Here is a 21,405-nt window from a genome sequence, read left to right as displayed (position 1 = left end):
AGGATGTCAAAAGCGCGGCGGCCGCGTCACGGCCATCCGACATAATTCGCTGTGATGCAATCGATGTGCTGCAGAATACAGCGCCGGGCAGGTAGGGGCTATGCCACACTGATGCAGCCCTCTAAACCTTGGCCCGGCGTGCCGTTCGCGGTTTTCTGCCGCTATGCGATAGTCCGAACGAGCTCCATCGCACTTACCGCGGCTGGATCTGCGGAGGTGGTGTCATAGACCTCCCCTTGCTCTTGATGTGGACGTTGCGCGTCGCATGTTTGCGACCATTGCGATGGTCCTCCCGTGACGCAGGACTGTCAAGCAAGATCAATGGCGCACAAATCACATTTGAGGGTGCGTTCCATCTCACTGCGACGGATTCGCTGCAGCGAAATACGAAAAGTGGGCGAGTTACGAGACTACCCTTCCCGTCAATGTGGAGCGCTTCTGCCGCTGGTGGGCGCGCGGGTCCTGAGGAATTTGGGATGATGACATCATGCCCCTGTTTTGCCCGACAGGTCAAACGATTTCGTTAAATCAGCAATGAATCCGCAAGCCTCGCGCTGACCTTCAAGTCATTGATTTCGTTATCCCCGGCTACTGTGCATGGGGTTGTTTTCGCGTTTTTTGTTTCTTGTCCGCCTTCTCCTCTTTCTCCAGCGCCTTGCGCACCTCGTCGAACTCGCCCAGCGAGGCCTTGTCGGCGCGGGGGAAGCGCAGATCGAGCTTTTCGAGCGCCGCGACGATGGCCGACCCGATCACGACGCGCGCGAACCATTTGTGGTCGGCCGGCACGACATACCACGGCGCATGAGGCGTTGCCGTGTGCCGGACGATGTCCTGATAGACCGCCTGGTAGCGCGGCCACAGCGCGCGTTCCTTGATGTCGTCCATGGAGAACTTCCACTGCTTGGACGGATCCTCCAGCCGGTCGAGGAAGCGCTCGCGCTGCTCGTCCTTGGACAGATTGAGGAAGAATTTCAGCACCACGGTGCCGTTGCGCGAGAGATAGCGCTCCCACGCAGAGATGTCCTCGAATCGCTCTTTCCAGATGTTCTTGGTGAGGAGCTTTTGCGGCAGTTTCTCCTTGGCGAGGATCTCCGGATGCACGCGCGTCACCAGGCATTCCTCGTAGTGGGAGCGGTTGAAGATGCCGATATGGCCCCGCTCCGGCAGCGCGACCGCGTGGCGCCAGAGGAAATCGTGGTCGAGTTCCTTGCTGCTCGGCGCCTTGAAGGCACTGACTGCGCAACCCTGCGGATTGATGCCCTCGAAGATCGCCTTGATCGCAGAATCCTTGCCGCCGGCGTCCATCGCCTGGAATACGATCAGCACCGACCAGCGGTCTTGGGCGTAAAGCTTCTCCTGAAACGCGATCAGCCGCTTCATGTTGGCGTCGAGAATGTCCTGCGCCTTCTCCTTGTCGAGGTCGCCCTTCTCGTCGGTCTTGTGGTCCTTGAGATGAAACTTGCCCGAACCATCGTAGCGGAATGGCGTGATGTAGCGGTCAAGCTCCTGGGCGAGCGATTTGGACGACTTCTTGCTCATGAGCGCGGGGCACCTTGCGTTGCGGCTTCAATCGATCGAGCAAGCTACCAAGGATGCCCTTCGGAAGGAATATGATGAAAAGCACGAGCAGCACGCCATAGACGAGATTGTCCCAGCCGACCGCCTTGGTGCCAAAGCCGATGCGCAGGGTCTCGGCCAGCATAATCGTGATGACGGCGCCGAAGGTCGGGCCCAGCGAGACGAACAGGCCGCCGACGATGGCCGCGAACACCATCTGGAGCGACACCGCGATGCCGCTGACGGTGTCCGGGGTGATGAACATCTGGTACTGGCAGTAGATCGCGCCGGCCAAGGCCGTCATCAGCGCGCTGAGCAGCGTGATCTTCAGCTTCTCCGCGGTGACGTCGACGCCGGCCGCGGCTGCGGCGTCCTCATCCTCCGAGATCGCCTCCAGCGCATAGCGGGCCATGCTGCGGTCGACCCAGTGCCAGACCACGATGCCGAACAGCCAGACCCCGAGCGCGATCAGGTACCAGGTGATCTTGTCGTCGAATTGCAGCGACCAGAGCTTGTTGCCCGCGGCCCGGTTCGGCGTGTAGCCGAGCGAGCCGCCGGTGTAGTCGCGTGTCGCCGTGATGACCTGGAGCACAATGCCGGAGAGCGCGAGCGTCACCAGCACGAAATAGTGCCCGGTGATGCGGAAGCGAAAACAGGGATAGCCGACGATCAGCGCCAGCGCGCCGGCCGCGACCATGCCGATGGGGATGCCGATCCAGGGCGACCATCCCAGGTGATTCCAGAGTAGCGCGGTGACATAGGCGCCTATTCCCATGAACCCGCCATGGCCGAGCGAGACGAGGCCGAACCGCCCCATCATCGACCAGGACGTATAGGCGAACGACCAGATCAGGATCAGCACCAGGATGTGCAGATGATAGGGATCGCGATAGACGAAAGGCAACGCGACCAGCGCCGCCAATCCGATCCCCCAAGCTGCAAGCCGTCCCCGCCCCATCATCGGCGCCTCGCGAGCAGGCCCGCGGGCCGGATGAACATCATGACGATGAAGAAGGCGAAGGCGAGCACATAGCCCCATTCGAGATCGGAGAACAGGCCGCCGAGCGAGATGATCTCGGCGAACACGAAGGCGGCGATGAAGCCGCCGATGAAATTGCCGAGGCCCCCGAGCACGCAGATCAGGAAAGTGATCGGTCCGAACGACAGGCCGACGAACGGATGCACGTCATATTGCAGCACAAGGAGGCAGGCGGCGAGCCCGGCCAGCCCCCCGCCGATTGCCGAGGTGATGAGATAGATGCGCTTGGTATCGACGCCCATCAGCGCCATGATCTGCCGGTCCTGCGAGATCGCGCGGATCGCGGTGCCGGTGAAGGTCCGCGTCATGAACAGATAGACAGCGACCATGCCGACCAGCGCGGCCAGGAAGGACAGAAGTCGTGCGTAGCTGAAATTCATGTCGCCGAAGGCGAGCACCGGCAGGCGAATACCGAGGTTGCGGAAGTCGATGCCGAAGGCGACGGTGGCAAAGCTCTGCAGCACGAACAGCACCCCACCGGTGGCGAGCAGCTGGTTGATCGGCGGCGCGGTGAGCAGCGGCGCGATCACGAGGTAGTGCAGCGCCGCGCCGAGCAAGGCGACCAGAAGGATGGTGAGCGGCGCGGCGAGGAAATAGCTGATGCCGTAATACTGCACCAGGAAGTACATGGCGTACATGCCGATCATCACCAGCTCGGCATAGCAGATCCAGGTCACGTCGATGACGCCGAAGATCAAATTGAGCCCGAGCGCGAGCAGCGCCAGCACGCCGCCGAGCAGGATGCCGTTGATCACGGCCTCCAGCAGATAGATGTCGAAAATGTCCAGAAATGCTTGCATGCCCGCATGAACCTCACACCCCGAGATAAGCTTCCTTGACCGTGTCGCTCGCCAGCATCTCGGCCGAGGTGCCTGAGGACCTGATCGTGCCCGCCTCGATCAGATAGGCGCGATCGACCACCTTCAGCACCTGCTGCACATTCTGCTCGACGATCAGCACGGTCAGCCCGCTGGCGCGGATCCGCTTCACCAGCTCGAACACCTGTTGCACCACGACCGGCGCGAGCCCCGCCGACGGCTCGTCGAGCAGCAGCAGCTTTGGATTCGACATCAGCGCGCGGCCGATCGCGCACATCTGCTGCTCGCCGCCGGACATGGTGCCGGCCATCTGGTGGCGGCGCTCCTTCAGGCGCGGAAACAGCTCGAACACCACGTCCAGCCGCTCGGCATAGTGGCCGCGCGCCTCCTGCATGAAGGCACCCATCTTGAGATTGTCGTCGACCGAGAGCTGCGGAAACAGCCGCCGGTTCTCCGGCACATGCGCGATCCCGAGGCTGACGATCTTGTGCGGCGGCGTGGCCACGACGTCGACGGCTTCCATTCTGATCGAGCCACGCGAGGGACGGATCAGCCCGGAGATGACGCGCATCAGGGTGGTCTTGCCGGCCCCATTCGGCCCGATGACGCCGACGGCCTCCCCCGCCTTCACGTCGAGATCGACGTCGAACAGTGCCTGGAAGGTGCCATAGCCGGCATTGACGCCGCGGAGCTCAAGCATCACTGAACCCCCGCGCGGCGGCGCGCTGCGGCGGCCGCGGCCTGCGTGGTCTCGGCATCGGTGCCGAGATAGACCTCGATGACACGGGGATCGCCGGCAACGGCACTTGGCAATCCTTCCGAGATCTTCTCGCCGTGATCGAGCACCATGACGCGATCGACGACGCGCATCAGCACGCCCATGATGTGCTCGACCCAGATGATGGTGATGCCGAGCTCGTCGCGGATGTTGCGCAGCATGTTGGCCGCCTGCCCCATCTCGGCCTCGTCGAGGCCGCCGAGGCTCTCGTCGGCCAGCAGGAGTTTTGGCGCGGTGGCGAGCGCTTTCGCCAGCTCGAGCTTCTTCAGGCCGGCTGCGCCGAGGCCATCCACGCTGGCATGGCGATCGGTCGGCAGGCCGACCATCGCCAGCGATCTTTCGGCCGCCTCCTCCGCCTTGACGCGGCTATGGCGGCCCTGGCCGTAAAATCCGGCGAGCGCGACGTTCTCGAAGATCGTCAGGCGACGGAATGGCCGCGGGATCTGGAAGGTGCGGCCGATGCCGCTGTTGATGATCCGGTGCGGCGGAAGGCCTGCGATCTCGGAGCCGTCGAACAGGATCGAACCGGACGTCGGCGCCAGCGTACCCGAGAGCATATTGAAGATCGTACTCTTGCCCGAGCCGTTGGGGCCGATCAGGCCGAGGATCTCGCCCTGGCCGACCTTGAACGACACATTGTTGACGGCGGTGAAGCCGCCAAACCGCTTCACCAGCCCGCTGACTTCCAGCACCGTCCCGCTCTCCTCTCTGCGCGCATTTGCGCTACTGGTTGCTGTAGGTGGTGCCCTTCGGCAACGGCAGCACGGCCTCGCGCTGCGCCTGGCTCTTGGGCCACACCACGGAGGACTTGTCGTCGATGTACTGGATCACGACCGGGAACGAGCGCTCGTTCTGTCCGGCCATCGGCGTGCCCTCGCCGTAAAACTTGACGCCGAAGCCGAGCATGGTGCCGCCCTCGGGAATATCAGTGTCGAGCGCCGCCTTGCGCAGCGCATCTGGATCGACGCCACCGTACTTCTTGATCGCGCGCGGCAGCACGTCATTCATGAACACATAAGTGTTGGACGCACCGATGCCGACATGCGCCGAGCGGATGGCGACGCCGGGCCGGATCTTGTCGAATTCCTCGCCGACCATCTTGATCACAGGCGGGAGCTTGGGATCCATGGTCTTCTGGTTGGCAAGCCAGATCGAGATCGGGTCGGTGTTGAAGATGTAGGTGGCATCGGCGCCCATGCCTTCCTTCAGTTTTTCATAGACCCCGTAACCTGCACCGTGCCCCATCAGCGCGCCGAATTTCAGCCCCTGCTCGCGCGCCTGACGCAGCAACAGCGTGATATCGGGGTTGTAGCCGGTGTGGAAAATGACGTCGGGCTTGGCACGCTTCAACTTGGTCACCAGCGCGGAGAGGTCAGGCGCGGTGGCCGAATAGCCTTCCTTCATCACGACGTTGAAGCCCGCCTTTTTCGCGCCGGCCTCGTTGCCCCTGGACACGTCGACGCCATAGGCGCCGTCCTCGTGAATGATCGCGACGCGCAGATCCTTCGGCTCCTTGTCGAACTTCGCCTTGGCGTTCTGCGCGACGAAATCCATCGTCATCATGCCGAACTGGTCGCCGCTCGCTTGCGGGCGGAAGACGTATTTGTAACCCTTCTCGTTGAACACGGCCGACGAGATGCAGGTCGTCATCCACATGAACTTCTTGAGCTGCTCGACACGGGCCGCGACCGGCACGCATTGCGCCGAGGAGAAGAAGCCGAGCACCATGTCGACCTTTTCCTGCTCGAGCAGGCGAACGGATTCGTTGATCGCGATGTCGGGCTTGCTCTGCGCATCGGCATAGACCGCTTCGATCTTGTAACCCTCGACGCCGGTCTTGGCGAAATGGTCGAGGACGATCTTTGCGCCGATATAACCGAGTTCAGAGCCGCCGCCGGCGAGAGGCCCGGTCAAATCGAAAACGACGCCGATCTTGATCTTCTTCTCTTTGCCTTGATCCTGGGCCTGGGCGGACAGCGCCAAGCCCGTCGCTGATATCGCGACCAACAGCCCACGTACCAAACGGGCAGCCATGCGCACGCGCATCAAAACCTCCCTGGCCGATTGTGCATTGCATTCTTTTTGCTTTTGTATTTTTGCCCATCACATGGGCTGGGCGCAGCGATGTCAAGCCTCGCGCGTCAGCGCAACGCGAACTGCTGCTCGACGAAGGCCGTGACAAATCGCGGCATGGACGGCGTGAGATCGCTCATTCCGCGCACGAGATGGATAGCCGACAGCTCCGGCTCGGCCTCGCGCGCCAGATTGGCTTCGATCCGCGCACGCGCCACATCACCTGGCATGTCCAGGTTGATAATTTGCAACATCGCAATCGTGGGGCCGGTGACGACGCAGTGCCAGTCCGGTTCGACCCGATAGTCGGCCGCGGTGAGGCCGGTCTCTTCCTCGAGTTCGCGGATCACGCTGCCGGGAATGTCCAGCGTGTCGCCCCTGACGTCGTCGAGATCGGGCGTGCCCGATGGGAAATAGATCCGGCCTGCATTGGCGGTATGCTGCGCCATCTCGCCCATCACGAATGCGCCGTCGGAGCTACGCAGCGCGCCCATGCCAAAACCGTTGAACACGGCCTTGTCGGGAAAGCCCCAGTCGCGCCAGGCGAGGAAGCTCGCGAAATCGGTCTCGAAATAGGTCGCGGCGAGATGGCCGTCGGTAAACACGGCATCCCGCCCGATCAGGACGCGACCGTTCCAGATCTTTGGCCGCTCGCGCTGCTTCTCGGCGAAATGCGTGGCGATCTCGTCACGCCGCTCCTCCGCGAACGGCCAGACGATCGGCCGGACGGCAAGATCAAGCGTCGTGACCCGATGGATTGTCAGTGACGTCATGACGCTTGGTTACCGAGCCTTCGCGTCAGTTATTTGGCGCTCCCCGTGGTCTTCTTGGCCTGCTCGACGTACTTGTTGGTAAAGGTCTTGCTGACGTCGATCTTGGCGTTGGCCACGTCGGGCGAGCCGACGCTGAACACCGCGAGCACTGCGTCCGCGCCCTTCGGGTCCATCTTGCCGGTTTCGGAGAACATCGGGATCGTGTTCTTCAGCGCCGCGAGATAAAGGTCCTTGTTCTTGCCGACCGTCTCCTCCGGCATCTTTGCCATGATCTCCTCGGGCGAGTGCGAGTGGATCCAGGCGAGTGTGCCCAGGATCGCGTTGGTGAGCGCCTGCGTCTCCTTCTCGTGGCCGGCCACCCAGGCCGCGGTCGAGTACAGCGCGCCGCCCGGATATTCGCCCCCGAACGTCTCGAGCGTATCTTTCTGGGTGCGGGTGTCGCTCAGGATGCGCAGATCCTTGTGGCTGCCCTGGAGCACGGTCACGGACGGATCGAGCATCACGGCCGCGTCGATCTGGCCCTGCTCCATCGCGGCGACCGCAGTGGCGCCGAGGCCGACGCCGATCACGGCGGTGCTGGCGGGATCGACACCATTTTTCTTGAGCATATATTTGAGGAAGAAGTCCGTAGAAGAGCCGGGCGCGCTGACGCCGACCTTCTTGCCGGCGAGGTCCTTGATCGACTTGATCTCGTTGGTGTGCGAGGGCGAAACCACCAGCACGAGGCCGGGATAGCGGTCATAGACGACGAACGCCTGAAGCTCTTGCTTCTTGGCTGCGAGGTTGACGCAATGGTCGAAATAGCCGGAGACCACGTCGGCGCTGCCGCCGAGCACGGCCTTGAGCGCGTCCGAGCCGCCCTTGAGGTCCACGAGCTCGACATTGAGACCGGCCTTGTCGTATTCGCCGAGCTGCTTTGCCAGCACCGTCGGCAAATAGCACAGGCAGGAGCCGCCCCCGATCGCGATGGTGACCTTGCTTTGCGCCGCGGCAAGACCCGTCGTGAGCGTCAGCGCGATCAACGCGCCCGCGAGCCTGGCTATCGTGTTCTTCATTGGTTTCCTCCGTTCGGCTGGCGGCACCATAGAGCAGCCGGGCTGGCTTGAGAAGCAGGACCGAAGGCGCTGGCCATCGGCCTTTCGGCGCAATAGCATGAGCCCACAAGAACAATTCTTGATGGGGAGGATCATCCATGAATCGCTTTGCAGTCGGACTGTCGATCGCCACCGCTTTTGCCGCCGGATGCGGCGCAACCCACCTGCTTCGGCCAGCGCTGGCCGCGGAGAACATCACGCCGCAGATCATCCACACCGGCGAGATGGAGGGCGACGCGCTCGGGAACGCGAACGCCGTCGGCTTCCGTTCCAAGATGTTCGCGAGCGCCGACGGCGCCACCATCTCGATCCAGGTCGGCAATGTGCCCAAGCACATGCATCCCAACACCAACGAGATCCAGTACATTTTAGAGGGCACCGGCACGATCTGGTTCGGCGACAAGGAGGTCACGGTGAAGCCGGGCGACCTCGTCATCATCCCGAAGGGGACGCCGCATGGCGGCACCAAGCCGATCAGCGGGCAGGTCAAGGCGATCGCCATCAAGACCCCGCCGCAGGCCCCCGACGACACCAAACTGCTGGACTGATCGATCCGGGGCTCGCGCGGTGCGCGGGCCCCTCGCGGCCTAGCCCCGTCCGTCCACGGTCGGGCGCCAGACCAGCAGTCTCCGCTCCACCAACGTCACGCCAAAGTCGATCAGGATGACGAAGGCCGACAGCACGAACATGCCGGCGAACACGCCGGCGACGTCGAAGATGCCTTCGGCCTGCTGGATGAGATAGCCGAGCCCCGCCGCCGATCCCAGATATTCGCCGACGACCGCACCGACCACGGCAAAGCCCACTGACGTGTGCAGCGAGGAGAACATCCACGACAGCGCGGAGGGCCAATAGACGTGCTGCATCAGCTGCCGCTCGCTCATGCCGAGCATGCGGCCATTGTCGAGCACGGTGCGGCTGACCTCCTTGACGCCTTGATAGACGTTGAAGAACACGATGAAGAACACCAGCGTCACGCCGAGCGCGACCTTGGACCAGATGCCCAGCCCCAGCCACAGCGCGAAGATCGGCGCCAGCACCACACGCGGCAGTGCGTTGACCATCTTCACGTAGGGATCGAACACCGCGGCGACCAGCGGCTGGCGCGCGAACCAGAAGCCGATCAGCACGCCGCCGGCCGATCCGATCACGAAGGCCAGGATCGATTCCGTCAGCGTGATGCCGAGATGCTTCCAGATCACGCCGGACGAGAACCATTTGACGATCTGGGCGAAGACATCGACCGGATTGGAGAAGAAGAACGGCGGCAGCAGGATCTTGCCGAACACGGGCACGGTCGACAGCAATTGCCACAGCGCGAGGCAGACCACCGCGACCAGCACTTGCAGCGAGAGCAGCGTCACGCGCGGCATCAGACCGCCTCCGCCGCTTGCGTGGATTGCGCGTAGCCCTTCATGACCTCGTCCTTGAGCACGCTCCAGATCTCGCGATGAAGCGCATGGAATTCCTTGTCCAGCCGCACTTCAAAAATGTCGCGCGGGCGCGGCAGGCTCACGCGCCAGTCGCCGATGATGCGCGAGGACGGCCCCGCCGACATGATCACGACGCGGTCGGCGAGCGCGATCGCCTCCTCCAGATCATGGGTGACGAACAGCACGGCCTTGCGATCGGCGTTCCAGAGGTCGAGCAGCAGGTTGCCCATGACCTGCCGGGTCTGTGCATCCAGCGGCCCGAACGGCTCGTCCATCAGCAGGATCTTTGGATCGCGGATCAGCACCTGCGCCAGCGCCACGCGCTTGCGCTGGCCGCCCGAGAGCATGTGCGGATAGCGGTTGGCGAAGGCACCCAGGCCGACCGAGGTCAGCCATGTCTGCGCCCGCGGCAGCGCCTCGCCGCGCGGCGTGCCGCTGACTTCGAGCCCGATCGCGACGTTGTCGAGCGCGGTCTTCCAGGGGAACAGCGCATCGGCCTGGAACAGATAGCCGGCATCCCGATTCAGCCCGGCGAGCGGCTGGTCGAATATCCTGACGCTCCCGGCAGCCGGCTTCAGCAGCCCGGCCGCGACGTTGAGCAGCGTCGATTTCCCGCAGCCGGTCGGGCCGACGATGGCGACGAACTCGCCCTGCGCCACCGTCAGATGCGCCTTCTCCACCGCCGTATAGACCCGCCCGTCCCCCAGCTGGAACGCGACCTTGGCATCTTCCAGCGCCACTGCCGTAGGCGTTATCATGTGTTCCCTCCGAACTTGGCCCGATGCCTTAGCCGCTCGCGCGGCCAAGTTCAATCAAGCCGCCAAGCGTGGTACGCATGGGCCTCGTCATCCCCTGCCCCACGGGCGGGTTAGCGTAGTGAGCCCCGCCCGATGCCATCCAGGCCGATGATTGGCTATGCCCGCGTCACCAAGAGCTTCGGCGCACTCAAGGCCGTGGACGATGTGTCACTCGACATCGCCGAAGGCGAGTTTGTGGCCGTCGTCGGCGGCTCGGGTTCGGGCAAGACGACGCTGCTGCGACTCGCCAACCGCCTGATCGAGGCGGATGGCGGCACGATCACGGTCGAGGGCGACGACGTGCAATCCGTCGATCCGGTCGCGCTGCGGCGCCGCATCGGCTACGTCTTCCAGAGCGGCGGGCTGTTCCCGCATCTGAGCGTCGCGGACAACATCGGGATCACGCCAAAACTGCTCGGCGTCCCGGCGGTGGATATCGCAACGCGGGTCGATGAGTTACTCGAGCTCGTGCAGCTCGACCGGGCCGCGCATCGCGAGCGGTTGCCGGATGCGCTCTCGGGCGGCCAGCGCCAGCGCGTCGGCGTGGCGCGGGCGCTTGCGGCACGGCCCCGCATCGTGCTGATGGACGAGCCCTTCGGCGCGCTCGATCCCCTCACCCGCGATGCGCTCGGCGACGATTTTCGCGAGCTGCACCGCAAGCTCGGCCTGACCACCGTGATGATCACCCACGACATGACGGAAGCGATTTTGCTCGCCGACCGCATCGCGGTGATGCGCAGCGGGAAGCTGCTGGCGCAGGGCACGCCAATGGAGCTCTCGAAAAGCAGCGACGCCTACGTGCTGGAGCTGCTACGGACGCCGCGACGCCAGGTCGAGCGATTGAACGCGCTACTGCCACAGAGCGGGGCGGCATGAGCCTTTTCACCGATCCGCGCTGGGGCGAGGCGCTGGGGCATTTGCCCGACTATCTCGGCAACCATGTACGGGTCAGTCTCGCCGCACTTGCGCTCGGCCTGATCGTCAGCCTGCCGCTGGCGATCCTGACGCGCAACCGCCCAACGCCGCGCGCCGTCCTGCTCGCGCTAGCCAGCATCGTGCAGACGGTGCCCGGGCTGGCGCTGCTCGCGCTGTTCTATCCGCTCCTGCTGCTCGCGGCCTCCGTGGCGCTGGCCTGGTTCGGCGTCTCCTTCTCCGCTTTCGGCTTCCTGCCGGCGATGCTGGCGCTGGCGCTCTATTCGATGCTGCCGGTGCTGCGCAATGGCATCACCGGCCTCAACGGCATCGATCCCGCGCTGATCGAGGCTGCCAAAGGCGTCGGAATGACCGCACGGCAGTCGCTGGTGATGGTCGAACTGCCGCTGGCTCTCCCGGTGATGATGGCTGGCATCCGTACCGCCGCCGTGTGGGTGATCGGCACCGCGACGCTGTCGACCCCGATCGGGCAGACCAGCCTCGGCAATTACATCTTTGCCGGGCTGCAGACCCAGAACTGGGTATTCGTGCTGTTCGGCTGCTTTGCCTCGGCCCTGCTTGCGCTCGCGGTCGATCAACTGCTCGGCCTGATCGAGAGCGGCCTGCGCCGGCGCAGCCGCGCGCGTACAGCGCTTGGCGCGGCCGGGATCGCGGCACTGGTGGCCGCAACATTGGTGCCGACGATGGGGCGCTCGCCACAGAGCTATGTCGTCGGCGCCAAGACATTTGCCGAGCAATATGTGCTGTCGGCGCTGATGCGGGACCGGCTTCAGGCCGCCGGTCTTTCCGCCGTCGCACGATCCGGCCTCGGCTCGAGCGTGATCTTCGAGGCGTTAAAGGCCGGCGACATCGATCTCTATGTCGATTATTCCGGCACGCTCTGGGCCAATCAGCTTCACCGCACGGACATCAAGCCGCGCGCGGAGCTGTTGGCTGAGCTGCGGACAACGCTTGCGAAGGAGAACATCACGCTGCTCGGCGAGCTCGGTTTCGAGAATGCCTATGCGCTGGTGATCCCGAATAAGCGTGCCGAGGCGCTTGGCATCCGCACCATCGCCGATCTCGCCGCGCATGCTTCGACCCTGTCGATCGCGGGCGACTATGAGTTCTTCTCGCGACCCGAATGGGCGGCGCTGCAAAAGGCCTATGGGCTCTCGTTCCGCGCCCAGCGCCAGATGCAGCCGGACTTCATGTATGCGGCGGTCGCCAGCGGCGAGGTCGATGTCATCGCGGGCTACACCAGCGACGGGCTGATCGCAAAATACGATCTCGTTGCGCTCGACGATCCCAGGCACGCGATCCCGCCCTACGACGCCATCCTGCTGCTGGCCCCGAAACGGGCCGGCGACGAGCGGCTGCAGGCCGCGCTGAAACCGCTGCTCGGCAAGATCGACATCGCGACCATGCGCGAAGCCAATTTACGCGCCGCCGGCAATGATGCGAATTCGTCGCCGGATGCAGTGGCGAAATGGCTGTGGGAGAAGGTGGGTGGGCGGTAGGCCGGCTACAGCCCCCGGATCAGCCCCGCATCGATCAGCAGCCGATTCAGCCGGCGCGCCTCGGCGCCGTCCTTGCAGCCGTAGAAGATGCCCTTGCAGCGGAGCATGATCTCCTTCTGCTCGGCGAAGGACGGATCGAGCGGGATGCCCGCGGCTTCCTGGATGACCAGCGGCAGATACGGACCATCGACCGTGTCCATCACGGCCTCGCTCTTCACCGGCTCGAAATTGACGGCGTCGATCGCGTAATAGGTCGCGTAGAGACGTGGGTCGTAGGCGTCGAGCTTCTTGCCGATTGCACCCTCGTCGAGCCCGGGCTCGAGGATACCGGGCGCGAACTCGGGCTGATGGTCGCCATAGCGCACGATCAGGAAAGGCTCGCCGGGAAAATTCCTCTTCAAGCCCGCGAGGAAAACCTTGTACTGCTCGGCGCTCATCGCCTGCCGACGCAGATATTCGTCGATGGACGGCACATTGCCCGGTGCGCGCCAGTTCGGCAGCAGATCCGGGCGGAAGCGCGTCTCCCAGGGGAAATGATTGGCGCCGAGATAGATGAAGGTGAACAGCGGCTTGTTCGGCGATCGCTCAGCCATCAGCCGGAGCGCCTTGTCGTAGAAGAAGCTATCCGGCTCGACATCCTTGGCGCCGAGATCCTTGGAGTCGAGGAAGCGTTCGATGCCGGTCGTCACCTGAAAGCTGCGCGCGGCCATGAAGCCGCCATTGGCGGGGTAGAGCGACATCGTGTCGTAGCCGCAGCGGCGCAGCGCCAGCGGCAGGCCGCGCTCGACACGGCCTGTCGCAATGCGCGTCACGAAATAGGCGAAGCGGCCGAACGAGCGCGACGACAACCCCGCGAGCACGTTGTATTCGGTGAACCAGCTCGGCCCGCCATTGCTCTCGGCCAGAAACGCGCGCTCCTTGCCGTCCCAGGATTTGAAATGGCTACCGTAGCCGGTCGGCACCTTGATGCCCTGCGCGGCGCGGATGTCGAAGCTCGATTCATCATGGACCATGATGATGTTCGGCCGCCGGCCGGCGGGATGGCAGGCATCGACCAGCGGCATGTTGAGCCGTTCGTTGGTCGAAGCGGCCGACTCCATGAAGCCGTATTGCGCGAAGTCGGAGACCGCGCTGACGCCCGAGCGGAAGAACTTCGAGAGATAGCCGTCGTCGTAATAGCCGCGCCAGGCCTCGTCCGGATGATAGAGCGAATAGCCGACCAGCGCGGCGAGGCAGGCGAGCTTGCAGGCGAGTGCTGGTAGCCTACGGATGCGGAACGGGTCGAGCCACCACAGCGCATACATCAGCGGCAGCGTGACGAGGCCGGCCCCGATCACCGACCAGCGCAGATTCGGGAAGATCGTGAACAGGAACGCGACCGTGTCGCGGTCGATCATCATCAGGTCGATGAAGTTGACCGTCATCTGCACGACGTCGTGCTTCAGCCGCGACAGCAGCACCAGCACCACGACCATGGTCAGCGACAGCGCACCCGAGAGCGCCGGCCGCCGCAGCAGCGCGATCCAGAAGAAATTGAGGATGCCCCAGGCCAGCACGAAGGAGAGCCGTGCGCCGAAATCCGTCTCGGTCTCGCACATCAGGACGAGCGCCGCGAGATGCGGCGCCGCAACCGCGAGCAGCCGCCAGATGCCGAGCGCGGCGACGCTCGCCAGCACGGCGGTTGTGGCAGAAGGACCTGGATTCGGCGCGGACGCCATCGACGACACGCAACTGCTGGTCCGGCACGGTGATGCCGAGCCGGCTGACCGGGCCTGCGGCGTTCGGCGCAGCCGGAAGGCCTGCACCGTGTCATAAAACTGTAATTGAACGGTCACGGACAAGCAACGCGCGTCGCGATCCGACCTTCGCTTAATGTTAGCGGAAGCCGATTGGTCTCCGCATCCAATCCGTCCCCAGGGCAAATCCCGCGGTGCAGAACCGATTTGCCGTCTAGTCGAGGCCCTCGACGCTGACCAGGCGGGCAGAACTGCAAGCATCCCGGACCGCTTTGAGTCCCTGGTAGGTCGCGCCTGTGTAGAACGCCTCCCAAGCTGCGACGGACGGGAATTCCAGCAGAACGATCCTGCGGGGCTGCCAGTCTCCCTCGTAGACCTTGTGGCCGCCCCCTCGCGCCAGATACCTGGCTCCAGCGGCCTCCAAGGCGGGCTTCACGCCCAACATGAAGCTTTGGTACTGCTGCAAATCCCTGATCTCGACGTCGAAAATCACATAAGCCGGCATCTCAAGACGCTCCCACGATCGGAAATCGATCACCTGTCTGGCAATGGTCTCGCCTCGGAGGCTCAGCCCTGCGGCAGCAGCCCGAGCCGCTTGGCGATGATACGGTCGACCACACGCTTGGGCAGCGCGGCCGTCATCAAATGTCGCATCCGGTCCGGCGTGATCTGGTAGCGAACCTTGGGCCTCTCGGCGGTGAGCGCCTCGAAAACGACCTCGGCGATCCGCTCGGCCGGCAGCCCGGTCTCGCCGAGCTTCATCATGAACGCCATGACCTTGTTCAGCGCCGGCAGATAAGGCGAGTTCTGGTAGACCGAGAGATCGATCTGCTCGGCCTTGCTCCAGATCGGCGTCTTCACTGCGCCGGGGGCGACGATGATGACGTCGATGCCGAACAGCATCAACTCGCGGCGCAAGCTCTCCGACAGGCCTTCGATGGCGTGCTTGGAGGTGCTGTAAGGCGCCGACAAGGGATTGCCGTTCTTGCCCGCGACCGAGCTGATCATCACGATCCGGCCCTTCGGCCCCTTCAGCGACGGATCGGCGCCGAGTAGCGGCCCAAAGGCCTGCGTCGCGATGACCGGGCCAATGACGTTGATCTCCATCTGCCGGCGGAAGTCGTCGACCGGCAATTCGAGCACGGGACCGGCGACCGCGACGCCGGCATTGTTGACGAGACCGGCCAGCGTCTCGCCGCCCAGCGCCTCGCGGACTTTTCGCGCAGTCGCGAGGACCGCCGCCTCGTCGGTGACATCGAACAGCAGCGGCGTGAAGTTCGCACCGAATTCACCCGTGAGCCGGTCCGCATCGGCCTGCTTGCGGACACTACCGAAAACACGATAGCCGCGCCCGATCAGAAATTTAGCAATGGCCAAGCCAATCCCGGTGGACGCGCCGGTGACGACGACGGATCGCATGGTCTTTTCCCCCCGAAGAGCTCCCGCGATCATGCAGTGGAAAGGTGCCGCGGCGCAATGCCGTCCACCGCTCAAGAAACGCCGCCGATGTCAGTTCTTAAGTTGAAGCGAGGCGGGAACGTCGCGACGTGAGATCGATTGCAGCGTGAAGACATGGATGAAGAGCCGAATCTTTGACTCTGAAGACGCTCGGCTTTTGAGGATCGGGAGCTTCCGAGAAATTCCGAAAAACAACGCGAGACCAAGAATGTGGTTTAAGCGTCAGTTCTTCGTGCTCACGGAGCACTTCAGCGCGCGAAGAATTTGAATGAAGCAGCAATGCTTCGCGCGAGACGAAAAGAGCGAGACCGCTGATTGCGATCTCGCTCGAATATAGCCGCGAAAGATTTAAGAATTGGTTTGGCGAGCGAAGCTTGTGTTTTCGCTCGCGTGTCCGGATGCGGCGTAACCGATACGCCGCATCCGAACGGCCGCGACTTAGTTCTTCGACTTATCGACCAGCGCGCCCTTCTTGATCCAGGGCATCATGTCGCGCAGCTTGGCGCCGACTTCCTCGATCGGGTGCTCGGCGAGCTTGGCGCGGGTCGCCTTGAACGAGGTCTGGTTGACCTTGTTCTCGAGCATCCAGTCGCGGGCGAACTTGCCGGACTGGATGTCGTTCAGAACCCGCTTCATCTCCTTCTTGGTCTCGTCGGTGACGATGCGCGGACCGGTGACGTACTCGCCGTACTCGGCGGTGTTGGAGATCGAGTAGTTCATGTTGGCGATGCCGCCTTCATAGATCAGGTCGACGATCAGCTTCACCTCATGCAGGCACTCGAAATAGGCCATCTCCGGGGCGTAGCCGGCTTCGACCAGGGTCTCGTAGCCGCCCTTGATCAGCTCGACCAGACCGCCGCAGAGCACCACCTGCTCGCCGAACAGGTCGGTCTCGCACTCTTCCTTGAAGGTGGTCTCGATGATGCCGGCACGGCCGCCGCCGACAGCGGAGGCATAGGACAGGCCGAGGTCGTGGGCGTTGCCCGAGACATCCTTGGCGATCGCGATCAGGCAGGGCACGCCGCCGCCGCGCTGGTATTCGGAACGAACGGTGTGGCCGGGGCCCTTCGGCGCGATCATCAGCACGTCGAGGTCGGCGCGCGGATCGAGCAGGTTGAAGTGGACGTTGAGACCGTGCGCGAAGACGAGGGCGGCGCCCTTCTTCATGTTGTCGTGCAGGTGCTCGCGGTAGATGTCGCCCTGGAGCTCGTCCGGGGTCAGCATCATGACGAGGTCGGCCCATTTTGCGGCCTCGGCAACTTCCATCACCTTGAAGCCGGCAGCTTCCGCCTTCTTGGCCGAGGCCGAACCTTTGCGAAGCGCAATCGCCACGTCCTTGACGCCGGAATCCTTCAGGTTCAGCGCATGGGCGTGGCCCTGGCTGCCATAGCCGACGATGACGACCTTCTTGCCCTTGATCAGGTTCAGGTCGGCGTCGCGATCATAATAAACACGCATGGTCGTTTCCTCGTTCAGGGGCCGGAATCGGCCGTTGGTCAGGTCTTGTCAGTCAGGTCTCGGACGGTGAAATTTGCGGATTTCGGGGGCTGTCTAGAGCATTTTCGGCCCCCTGGGAAACCCGTTTCTGCATGGAAAGCCAGGGGATCATGCATCCATGACGACGGGATAGAGCGACGCCAGCAGCAGGATCGCCATCAGGATGTTGAAGGCGCGGACCAGCCGCACGGAGGTCAGGACGGGCCGCAGTGCGGTGCCGAAGAAGGCCCAGACCACCGTCGAGACCGTGCCCACGAGCAGACTGATCAAGGTCTGGATCGCGATGTTGAGCGGGAATTGGGCGATCGCCGCATAGGCGGTGATGGTGCCGATCACGATCACCCAGCCTTTGGCGTTGATCCATTGGAACATGGCGGCGCCCAGGAAAGTCATCGGGCCGCGGCCATCCCCCTCGTCCGGCTTGGCCGGGCCCGAGAAAGCGATCACGGCGGCCAGGTAGAGCAAGTAGGCGGCGCCGGCATATTTCAAAATGGTCTGCAGGATCGGATAGGCCAGGAAGACGGTGCCAAGCCCAAGGCCGACCGCTGCAATCATGAAGGCGAAGCCGATGACCACGCCTGCGATGTGGGGTATCGTGCGCCGGAAGCCATAGGTCAGCCCCGAGGACAGCAACATGATGTTGTTCGGCCCAGGCGTGAAATACATCACGGCCATGAAGGCGAGGAAGGCATACAGCAGCGACTGGGACATGCTCACCTCACGCGGCCTTCGGCTGCGGTTCTTGGTAACGCCTCGGGGCGTTTCGCCAGCACCATCACCGCGATACCGCCGATCACGGTGAGCATGCCGGCGAGGCGCAGCGGGCCGAACCGCTCATCGAACACGATGCTGGACGCGGCCGAGCCGACGAACGGCACCAGCAGCGCGAACGGCACCACCTGCGCAGGGGGATAGTCACGCAGCAGCCGGCCCCACAGCCAATAGGCGATGCTGGTGGAGATGGCGCCGATCAACAGCAGGCAAATGAGGCCGGTGAGCGACATGTGGATCAGCGACTGCCATGTCGGCGTCGGTCCGTTGACGATCAGCGTGAGCGCGAACAGCGGGACCGCGGTGGCGAGGCACAACCAGGCGAACAGATCGAACATCGGCACGCCGCGGGCGCCGCGCAGCAGGATATTGCCGACCGCAAAGCTGACCGGCGCGATCATCAGCACGGCGAAGGCACCGATGCTGAAATCATAGCCGACCGTGCCGCAGATCATCAAAAGACCGATTGCTGCGATGGCGATGCCCAGCGTCTGCACCGGCGTCGGCCGCTCACCGAATGCGATCGCGGCAAAGCCGATCGTGAACAGCGCCTGACTCTGCACGACGACGCTGGTCAGCCCCACCGGCACGCCATGGGCGATGCCATAGGCCTGGCTCAGAAACTGGCCGAGAAAGAGCGTGAAGCTGATCGCGATCAGGAGCGACCAGGCAACCTTCGGCTTGCGAATGAACAGGCACGGCACCGCGGCAATGGTGAAGCGCATCGCCGTCATCAGCTCCGGCGAAAATTCGTCGAGCGCGATCCGGCTCGCCACGAAGGCAAGCCCCCAGATGACCGCCACCAGGATGGCGATGAGGATGTCGGCCGGCTTCATTGTCGTTCCCGGTTCTGCCCTGTCGTGCAGCCCTGTTTGTTGTTCTGGTCGAGCCTTGCTCGCCGGCCTTTAAATGGAAGAATTGGGTTTCCGCAGCAGATAAGTGCCGTGCATCGGGGCGTGATAATCGGCCGAGACCAGCGTGAAGCCGACGTCGGTCAGCATCCGTTCCATGACCCAGCCAAAAGTGGAATATTCGTCGCGCATGTGAGTGACGACGCTTTCACGCGGGACATCGTGATTCTTGATCTCAAAGTCGGCCCATTGCTCGACGTCGCGCTCGAGCGCATCGGGCATCGAGGCGTAGACGATGTCGCGCAAATAGAAAGTGGCACCGGGCTTGAGCGCGCGATAGATCCGCGACATGGCCACCGCCTTCCAGAAATCCGGCAGATGGTGCAGCGTGAACTCGCTGACGATCAGGTCATAGGATTCCGGCCGGTAGGCGAAGCTGAGCAGGCCGGCGGACTGCGTGCGGACGGGCGCCTTGCGGTCGCGCGCGTAGATCTCGGCGAGCGCCAGCATCGCGGGCGAGATGTCGATGGCGTCGACCTCGGCGCCCATCAGCGCGGCCTCGGTCGCGAGCACGCCGTTGCCGCAACCGATGTCGGCGATGCGCCAGCCGCGTTGGACCCCAAGAATTTTCAGCGCCGCGCGCGCCCGTAGATCGGCATCGTCGTGACTGTCGTAGATCGAGGCCACTGCAGGCCCGATCCCCATCCGGTTCCGCTCGTTGTAATACCAGTCGCGCGCCAGCATCGCTCACATTCCTTCAGGCCCGCGACCAATCGCGGCAACACCGGTGCGCGACACTTCGACGAGGCCAAGCGGACGCATCAGGTCGATAAACTGGTTGATCTTGTCGGTGTTGCCTGTGATCTCGAACACAAAGCTCTCGGTGGTGGCGTCGATCACGCGGGCGCGAAACGCGTCCGCCAGCCGCAACGCCTCGACGCGATGCTCGCCCTCTCCGCGAACCTTGACCATTGCAAGCTCGCGCTCGATCGAGCGTTTCGTCAGCGTCATGTCGACGACGCGATACACAGGGATCATGCGGTCGAGCTGATGCTTGATCTGCTCGATCACCATCGGCGTGCCCGTCGTGACGATGGTGATGCGCGAGAGATGCTTCTGGCTCTCGGTCTCCGAGACCGTGAGGCTCTCGATGTTGTAGCCGCGCCCCGAGAACAGGCCGATGACGCGCGCGAGCACGCCGGGCTCGTTCTGCACGAGCACCGAAAGCGTGTGCGTCTCGTTCGGATCGTGGCGTTCCTCGATGAAATAGGCGGATGCGGGCTGGTTCATTGTCGTCCCCTTCATTCTCGTCGTTACGCCGTCGCCCGACGAGCGACCGGCGCTTCCGTGCCGACCCAACCGCGGAACAGATCGAAATCGATATTGCCGCCGGACAGCACGAGACCGACGCGCTTGCCCTGTAGCTTGGTCTTTTCCTGAAGCGCTGCGGCGAGCGCGGCGGCGCCGGCGCCTTCGGCGAGATTGTGCGTGTCGGTCCAGAGCGCACGGATCGCGAGCGCGATCTCATCGTCCGTCACCTGGACGATACGCGAGGCGCCCTTGAGGATGACCGCGAGCGCTTCAGGATCGGGAATCCGCGTCGCCATGCCGTCCGCGAGCGTATTGCTGGTCTCGGTCGTCACGGCATGACCGGCCGCGAACGACAGCGCGTAGGACGGCGCCTCGGTCGATTGCACGCCGACGACCTCGGTCTTCAGGCCGAGCAGATCGCGCGCCATGATACAGCCGCAGATCCCCGAGCCCTGCCCGATCGGCACATAGAGGATGTCGAGATCGGGCGCGGCCCGGAGCAATTCAAGCGCATAGGTCGCCACGCCCAGCACCAGGTCCGTATGGAACGACGGCACCATGTGCAGCCCGGCGAACTGCGCGTGGCGCCCGGCTTCCTCGCGTGCGGCCTGAAAGTCCTCGCCATGCTCAACGAGCTCGGCGCCGAACGCCTTCATCGCGCGGTTCTTCTCGACCGAATTGCCGCGCGGCACATAGATCACGGCAGGCACACCATGGCGGCTCGCCGCAAAGGCGAGGCTCTGACCATGATTGCCGCGCGTCGCCGAGATGATGCCCGGAATGTTCGGCCGTTCGCGCTTCAACCGATCAAGATAGACTAACCCGCCGCGCACCTTGAAGGCGCCCGTCGGCGCATGATTCTCGTGCTTGACCACGATCTGCGTGCCGAGCCGCTGGCTGAGCAGCGGCCAGGCGTGCGCCGGCGTCGGCAGCACCGCCTGCCCCACGATCGCATGCGCGCGTTCGAGCTCGTTCAGGTCGAACATC

General features: G+C 63.7%; 22 protein-coding genes. 3 read left to right on the top strand and 19 right to left on the bottom strand.

Annotated features, from left to right (window positions below):
* Positions 1-588: 588 nt before the first annotated feature.
* From N551_RS0134575 to N551_RS0134540, 8 genes are all read right to left on the bottom strand, one after another.
* Positions 589-1,539 carry a polyphosphate kinase 2 family protein gene (locus N551_RS0134575; RefSeq protein WP_027570818.1) on the bottom strand — a complete coding sequence of 317 codons (951 nt, stop codon included), beginning with the start codon at positions 1,537-1,539 and terminating at the stop codon, positions 589-591.
* Positions 1,499-2,518 carry a branched-chain amino acid ABC transporter permease gene (locus N551_RS0134570; protein WP_027570817.1) on the bottom strand — a complete coding sequence of 340 codons (1,020 nt, stop codon included), beginning with the start codon at positions 2,516-2,518 and terminating at the stop codon, positions 1,499-1,501. The genes N551_RS0134575 and N551_RS0134570 overlap by 41 nt, the downstream gene beginning before the upstream one ends.
* Positions 2,515-3,396: a branched-chain amino acid ABC transporter permease gene (locus tag N551_RS0134565; RefSeq protein WP_027519515.1), complete on the bottom strand. Its 882-nt coding sequence runs from the start codon at positions 3,394-3,396 to the stop codon at positions 2,515-2,517. Before N551_RS0134565 ends, N551_RS0134570 begins: the two co-directional genes overlap by 4 nt.
* A 13-nt stretch (positions 3,397-3,409) precedes the next feature.
* The gene (locus tag N551_RS0134560) at positions 3,410-4,114 is read right to left on the bottom strand and encodes an ABC transporter ATP-binding protein (RefSeq protein WP_027519516.1); all 705 of its coding nucleotides are present in this window, start codon (positions 4,112-4,114) and stop codon (positions 3,410-3,412) included.
* Positions 4,114-4,884 (bottom strand): ABC transporter ATP-binding protein, encoded by a 771-nt coding sequence (locus tag N551_RS0134555; RefSeq protein WP_027570816.1) that lies wholly within the window; start codon positions 4,882-4,884, stop codon positions 4,114-4,116. Before N551_RS0134555 ends, N551_RS0134560 begins: the two co-directional genes overlap by 1 nt.
* Before the next feature lie 31 nt (positions 4,885-4,915).
* Entirely contained in the window at positions 4,916-6,238 is a 1,323-nt protein-coding gene (locus N551_RS0134550; RefSeq protein WP_027570815.1) for an ABC transporter substrate-binding protein, read from the bottom strand.
* Between the two features lie 95 nt (positions 6,239-6,333).
* Positions 6,334-7,038 (bottom strand): NUDIX hydrolase, encoded by a 705-nt coding sequence (locus N551_RS0134545; RefSeq protein ID WP_027570814.1) that lies wholly within the window; start codon positions 7,036-7,038, stop codon positions 6,334-6,336.
* A gap of 29 nt (positions 7,039-7,067) precedes the next feature.
* Complete coding sequence (locus tag N551_RS0134540; protein WP_027570813.1) at positions 7,068-8,093, bottom strand: ABC transporter substrate-binding protein; 1,026 nt, start codon at positions 8,091-8,093, stop codon at positions 7,068-7,070.
* A 137-nt stretch (positions 8,094-8,230) separates the two neighbouring features.
* On the opposite strand from N551_RS0134540, the gene N551_RS0134535 reads away from it, so the two are divergent.
* A complete protein-coding gene (locus N551_RS0134535; RefSeq protein ID WP_027570812.1) occupies positions 8,231-8,680 on the top strand; it encodes a cupin domain-containing protein in 450 nt (149 codons plus the stop codon).
* A 39-nt stretch (positions 8,681-8,719) separates the two neighbouring features.
* On the opposite strand, the gene N551_RS0134530 is transcribed toward N551_RS0134535, so the two are convergent.
* Positions 8,720-9,505 carry an ABC transporter permease gene (locus N551_RS0134530; protein ID WP_027570811.1) on the bottom strand — a complete coding sequence of 262 codons (786 nt, stop codon included), beginning with the start codon at positions 9,503-9,505 and terminating at the stop codon, positions 8,720-8,722.
* Entirely contained in the window at positions 9,505-10,323 is an 819-nt protein-coding gene (locus N551_RS0134525) for an ABC transporter ATP-binding protein (protein WP_027570810.1), read from the bottom strand. Before N551_RS0134525 ends, N551_RS0134530 begins: the two co-directional genes overlap by 1 nt.
* 132 nt (positions 10,324-10,455) lie before the next feature.
* Here N551_RS0134525 and N551_RS0134520 point away from each other — a divergent pair, with 132 nt between their 5' ends.
* Positions 10,456-11,238 (top strand): ABC transporter ATP-binding protein, encoded by a 783-nt coding sequence (locus N551_RS0134520; RefSeq protein ID WP_027570809.1) that lies wholly within the window; start codon positions 10,456-10,458, stop codon positions 11,236-11,238.
* Positions 11,235-12,794: a glycine betaine ABC transporter substrate-binding protein gene (locus N551_RS0134515; protein ID WP_027570808.1), complete on the top strand. Its 1,560-nt coding sequence runs from the start codon at positions 11,235-11,237 to the stop codon at positions 12,792-12,794. The genes N551_RS0134520 and N551_RS0134515 overlap by 4 nt, the downstream gene beginning before the upstream one ends.
* Before the next feature lie 5 nt (positions 12,795-12,799).
* On the opposite strand, the gene N551_RS0134510 is transcribed toward N551_RS0134515, so the two are convergent.
* The 9 genes from N551_RS0134510 to N551_RS0134465 form a co-directional block, all read right to left on the bottom strand.
* On the bottom strand, positions 12,800-14,512 hold the full coding sequence (locus N551_RS0134510; RefSeq protein WP_027570807.1) for a sulfatase-like hydrolase/transferase: 1,713 nt from the start codon (positions 14,510-14,512) through the stop codon (positions 12,800-12,802).
* A gap of 232 nt (positions 14,513-14,744) precedes the next feature.
* Entirely contained in the window at positions 14,745-15,035 is a 291-nt protein-coding gene (locus N551_RS0134505) for a DUF1330 domain-containing protein (protein ID WP_027570806.1), read from the bottom strand.
* 62 nt (positions 15,036-15,097) lie between these two features.
* Positions 15,098-15,949 (bottom strand): SDR family oxidoreductase, encoded by an 852-nt coding sequence (locus N551_RS0134500; protein ID WP_027570805.1) that lies wholly within the window; start codon positions 15,947-15,949, stop codon positions 15,098-15,100.
* A 477-nt stretch (positions 15,950-16,426) separates the two neighbouring features.
* Positions 16,427-17,446: a ketol-acid reductoisomerase gene (gene ilvC, locus N551_RS0134490; RefSeq protein WP_007600992.1), complete on the bottom strand. Its 1,020-nt coding sequence runs from the start codon at positions 17,444-17,446 to the stop codon at positions 16,427-16,429.
* 147 nt (positions 17,447-17,593) lie between these two features.
* Entirely contained in the window at positions 17,594-18,196 is a 603-nt protein-coding gene (locus tag N551_RS0134485; RefSeq protein ID WP_027570804.1) for a LysE family translocator, read from the bottom strand.
* Between the two features lie 2 nt (positions 18,197-18,198).
* On the bottom strand, positions 18,199-19,092 hold the full coding sequence (locus tag N551_RS0134480; RefSeq protein WP_027570803.1) for an EamA family transporter: 894 nt from the start codon (positions 19,090-19,092) through the stop codon (positions 18,199-18,201).
* Positions 19,093-19,161: 69 nt separating this feature from the next.
* Positions 19,162-19,851, bottom strand: a complete 690-nt coding sequence (locus N551_RS0134475; RefSeq protein WP_027570802.1) for a class I SAM-dependent methyltransferase — start codon at positions 19,849-19,851, stop codon at positions 19,162-19,164.
* Between the two features lie 3 nt (positions 19,852-19,854).
* Positions 19,855-20,397: an acetolactate synthase small subunit gene (gene ilvN / locus N551_RS0134470; RefSeq protein ID WP_027519532.1), complete on the bottom strand. Its 543-nt coding sequence runs from the start codon at positions 20,395-20,397 to the stop codon at positions 19,855-19,857.
* 23 nt (positions 20,398-20,420) lie between these two features.
* Positions 20,421-21,404, bottom strand: coding sequence for a threonine dehydratase (locus N551_RS0134465; protein WP_027570801.1), 984 nt, complete (start codon positions 21,402-21,404; stop codon positions 20,421-20,423).
* Position 21,405 lies beyond the last annotated feature (1 nt).

The sequence above is a fragment of the Bradyrhizobium sp. URHA0013 genome (assembly GCF_000518345.1).
GTDB lineage: Bacteria > Pseudomonadota > Alphaproteobacteria > Rhizobiales > Xanthobacteraceae > Bradyrhizobium.
Note: the sequence above shows the minus strand (reverse complement) of the source record. Positions and strands in the feature narration are given on the sequence as shown.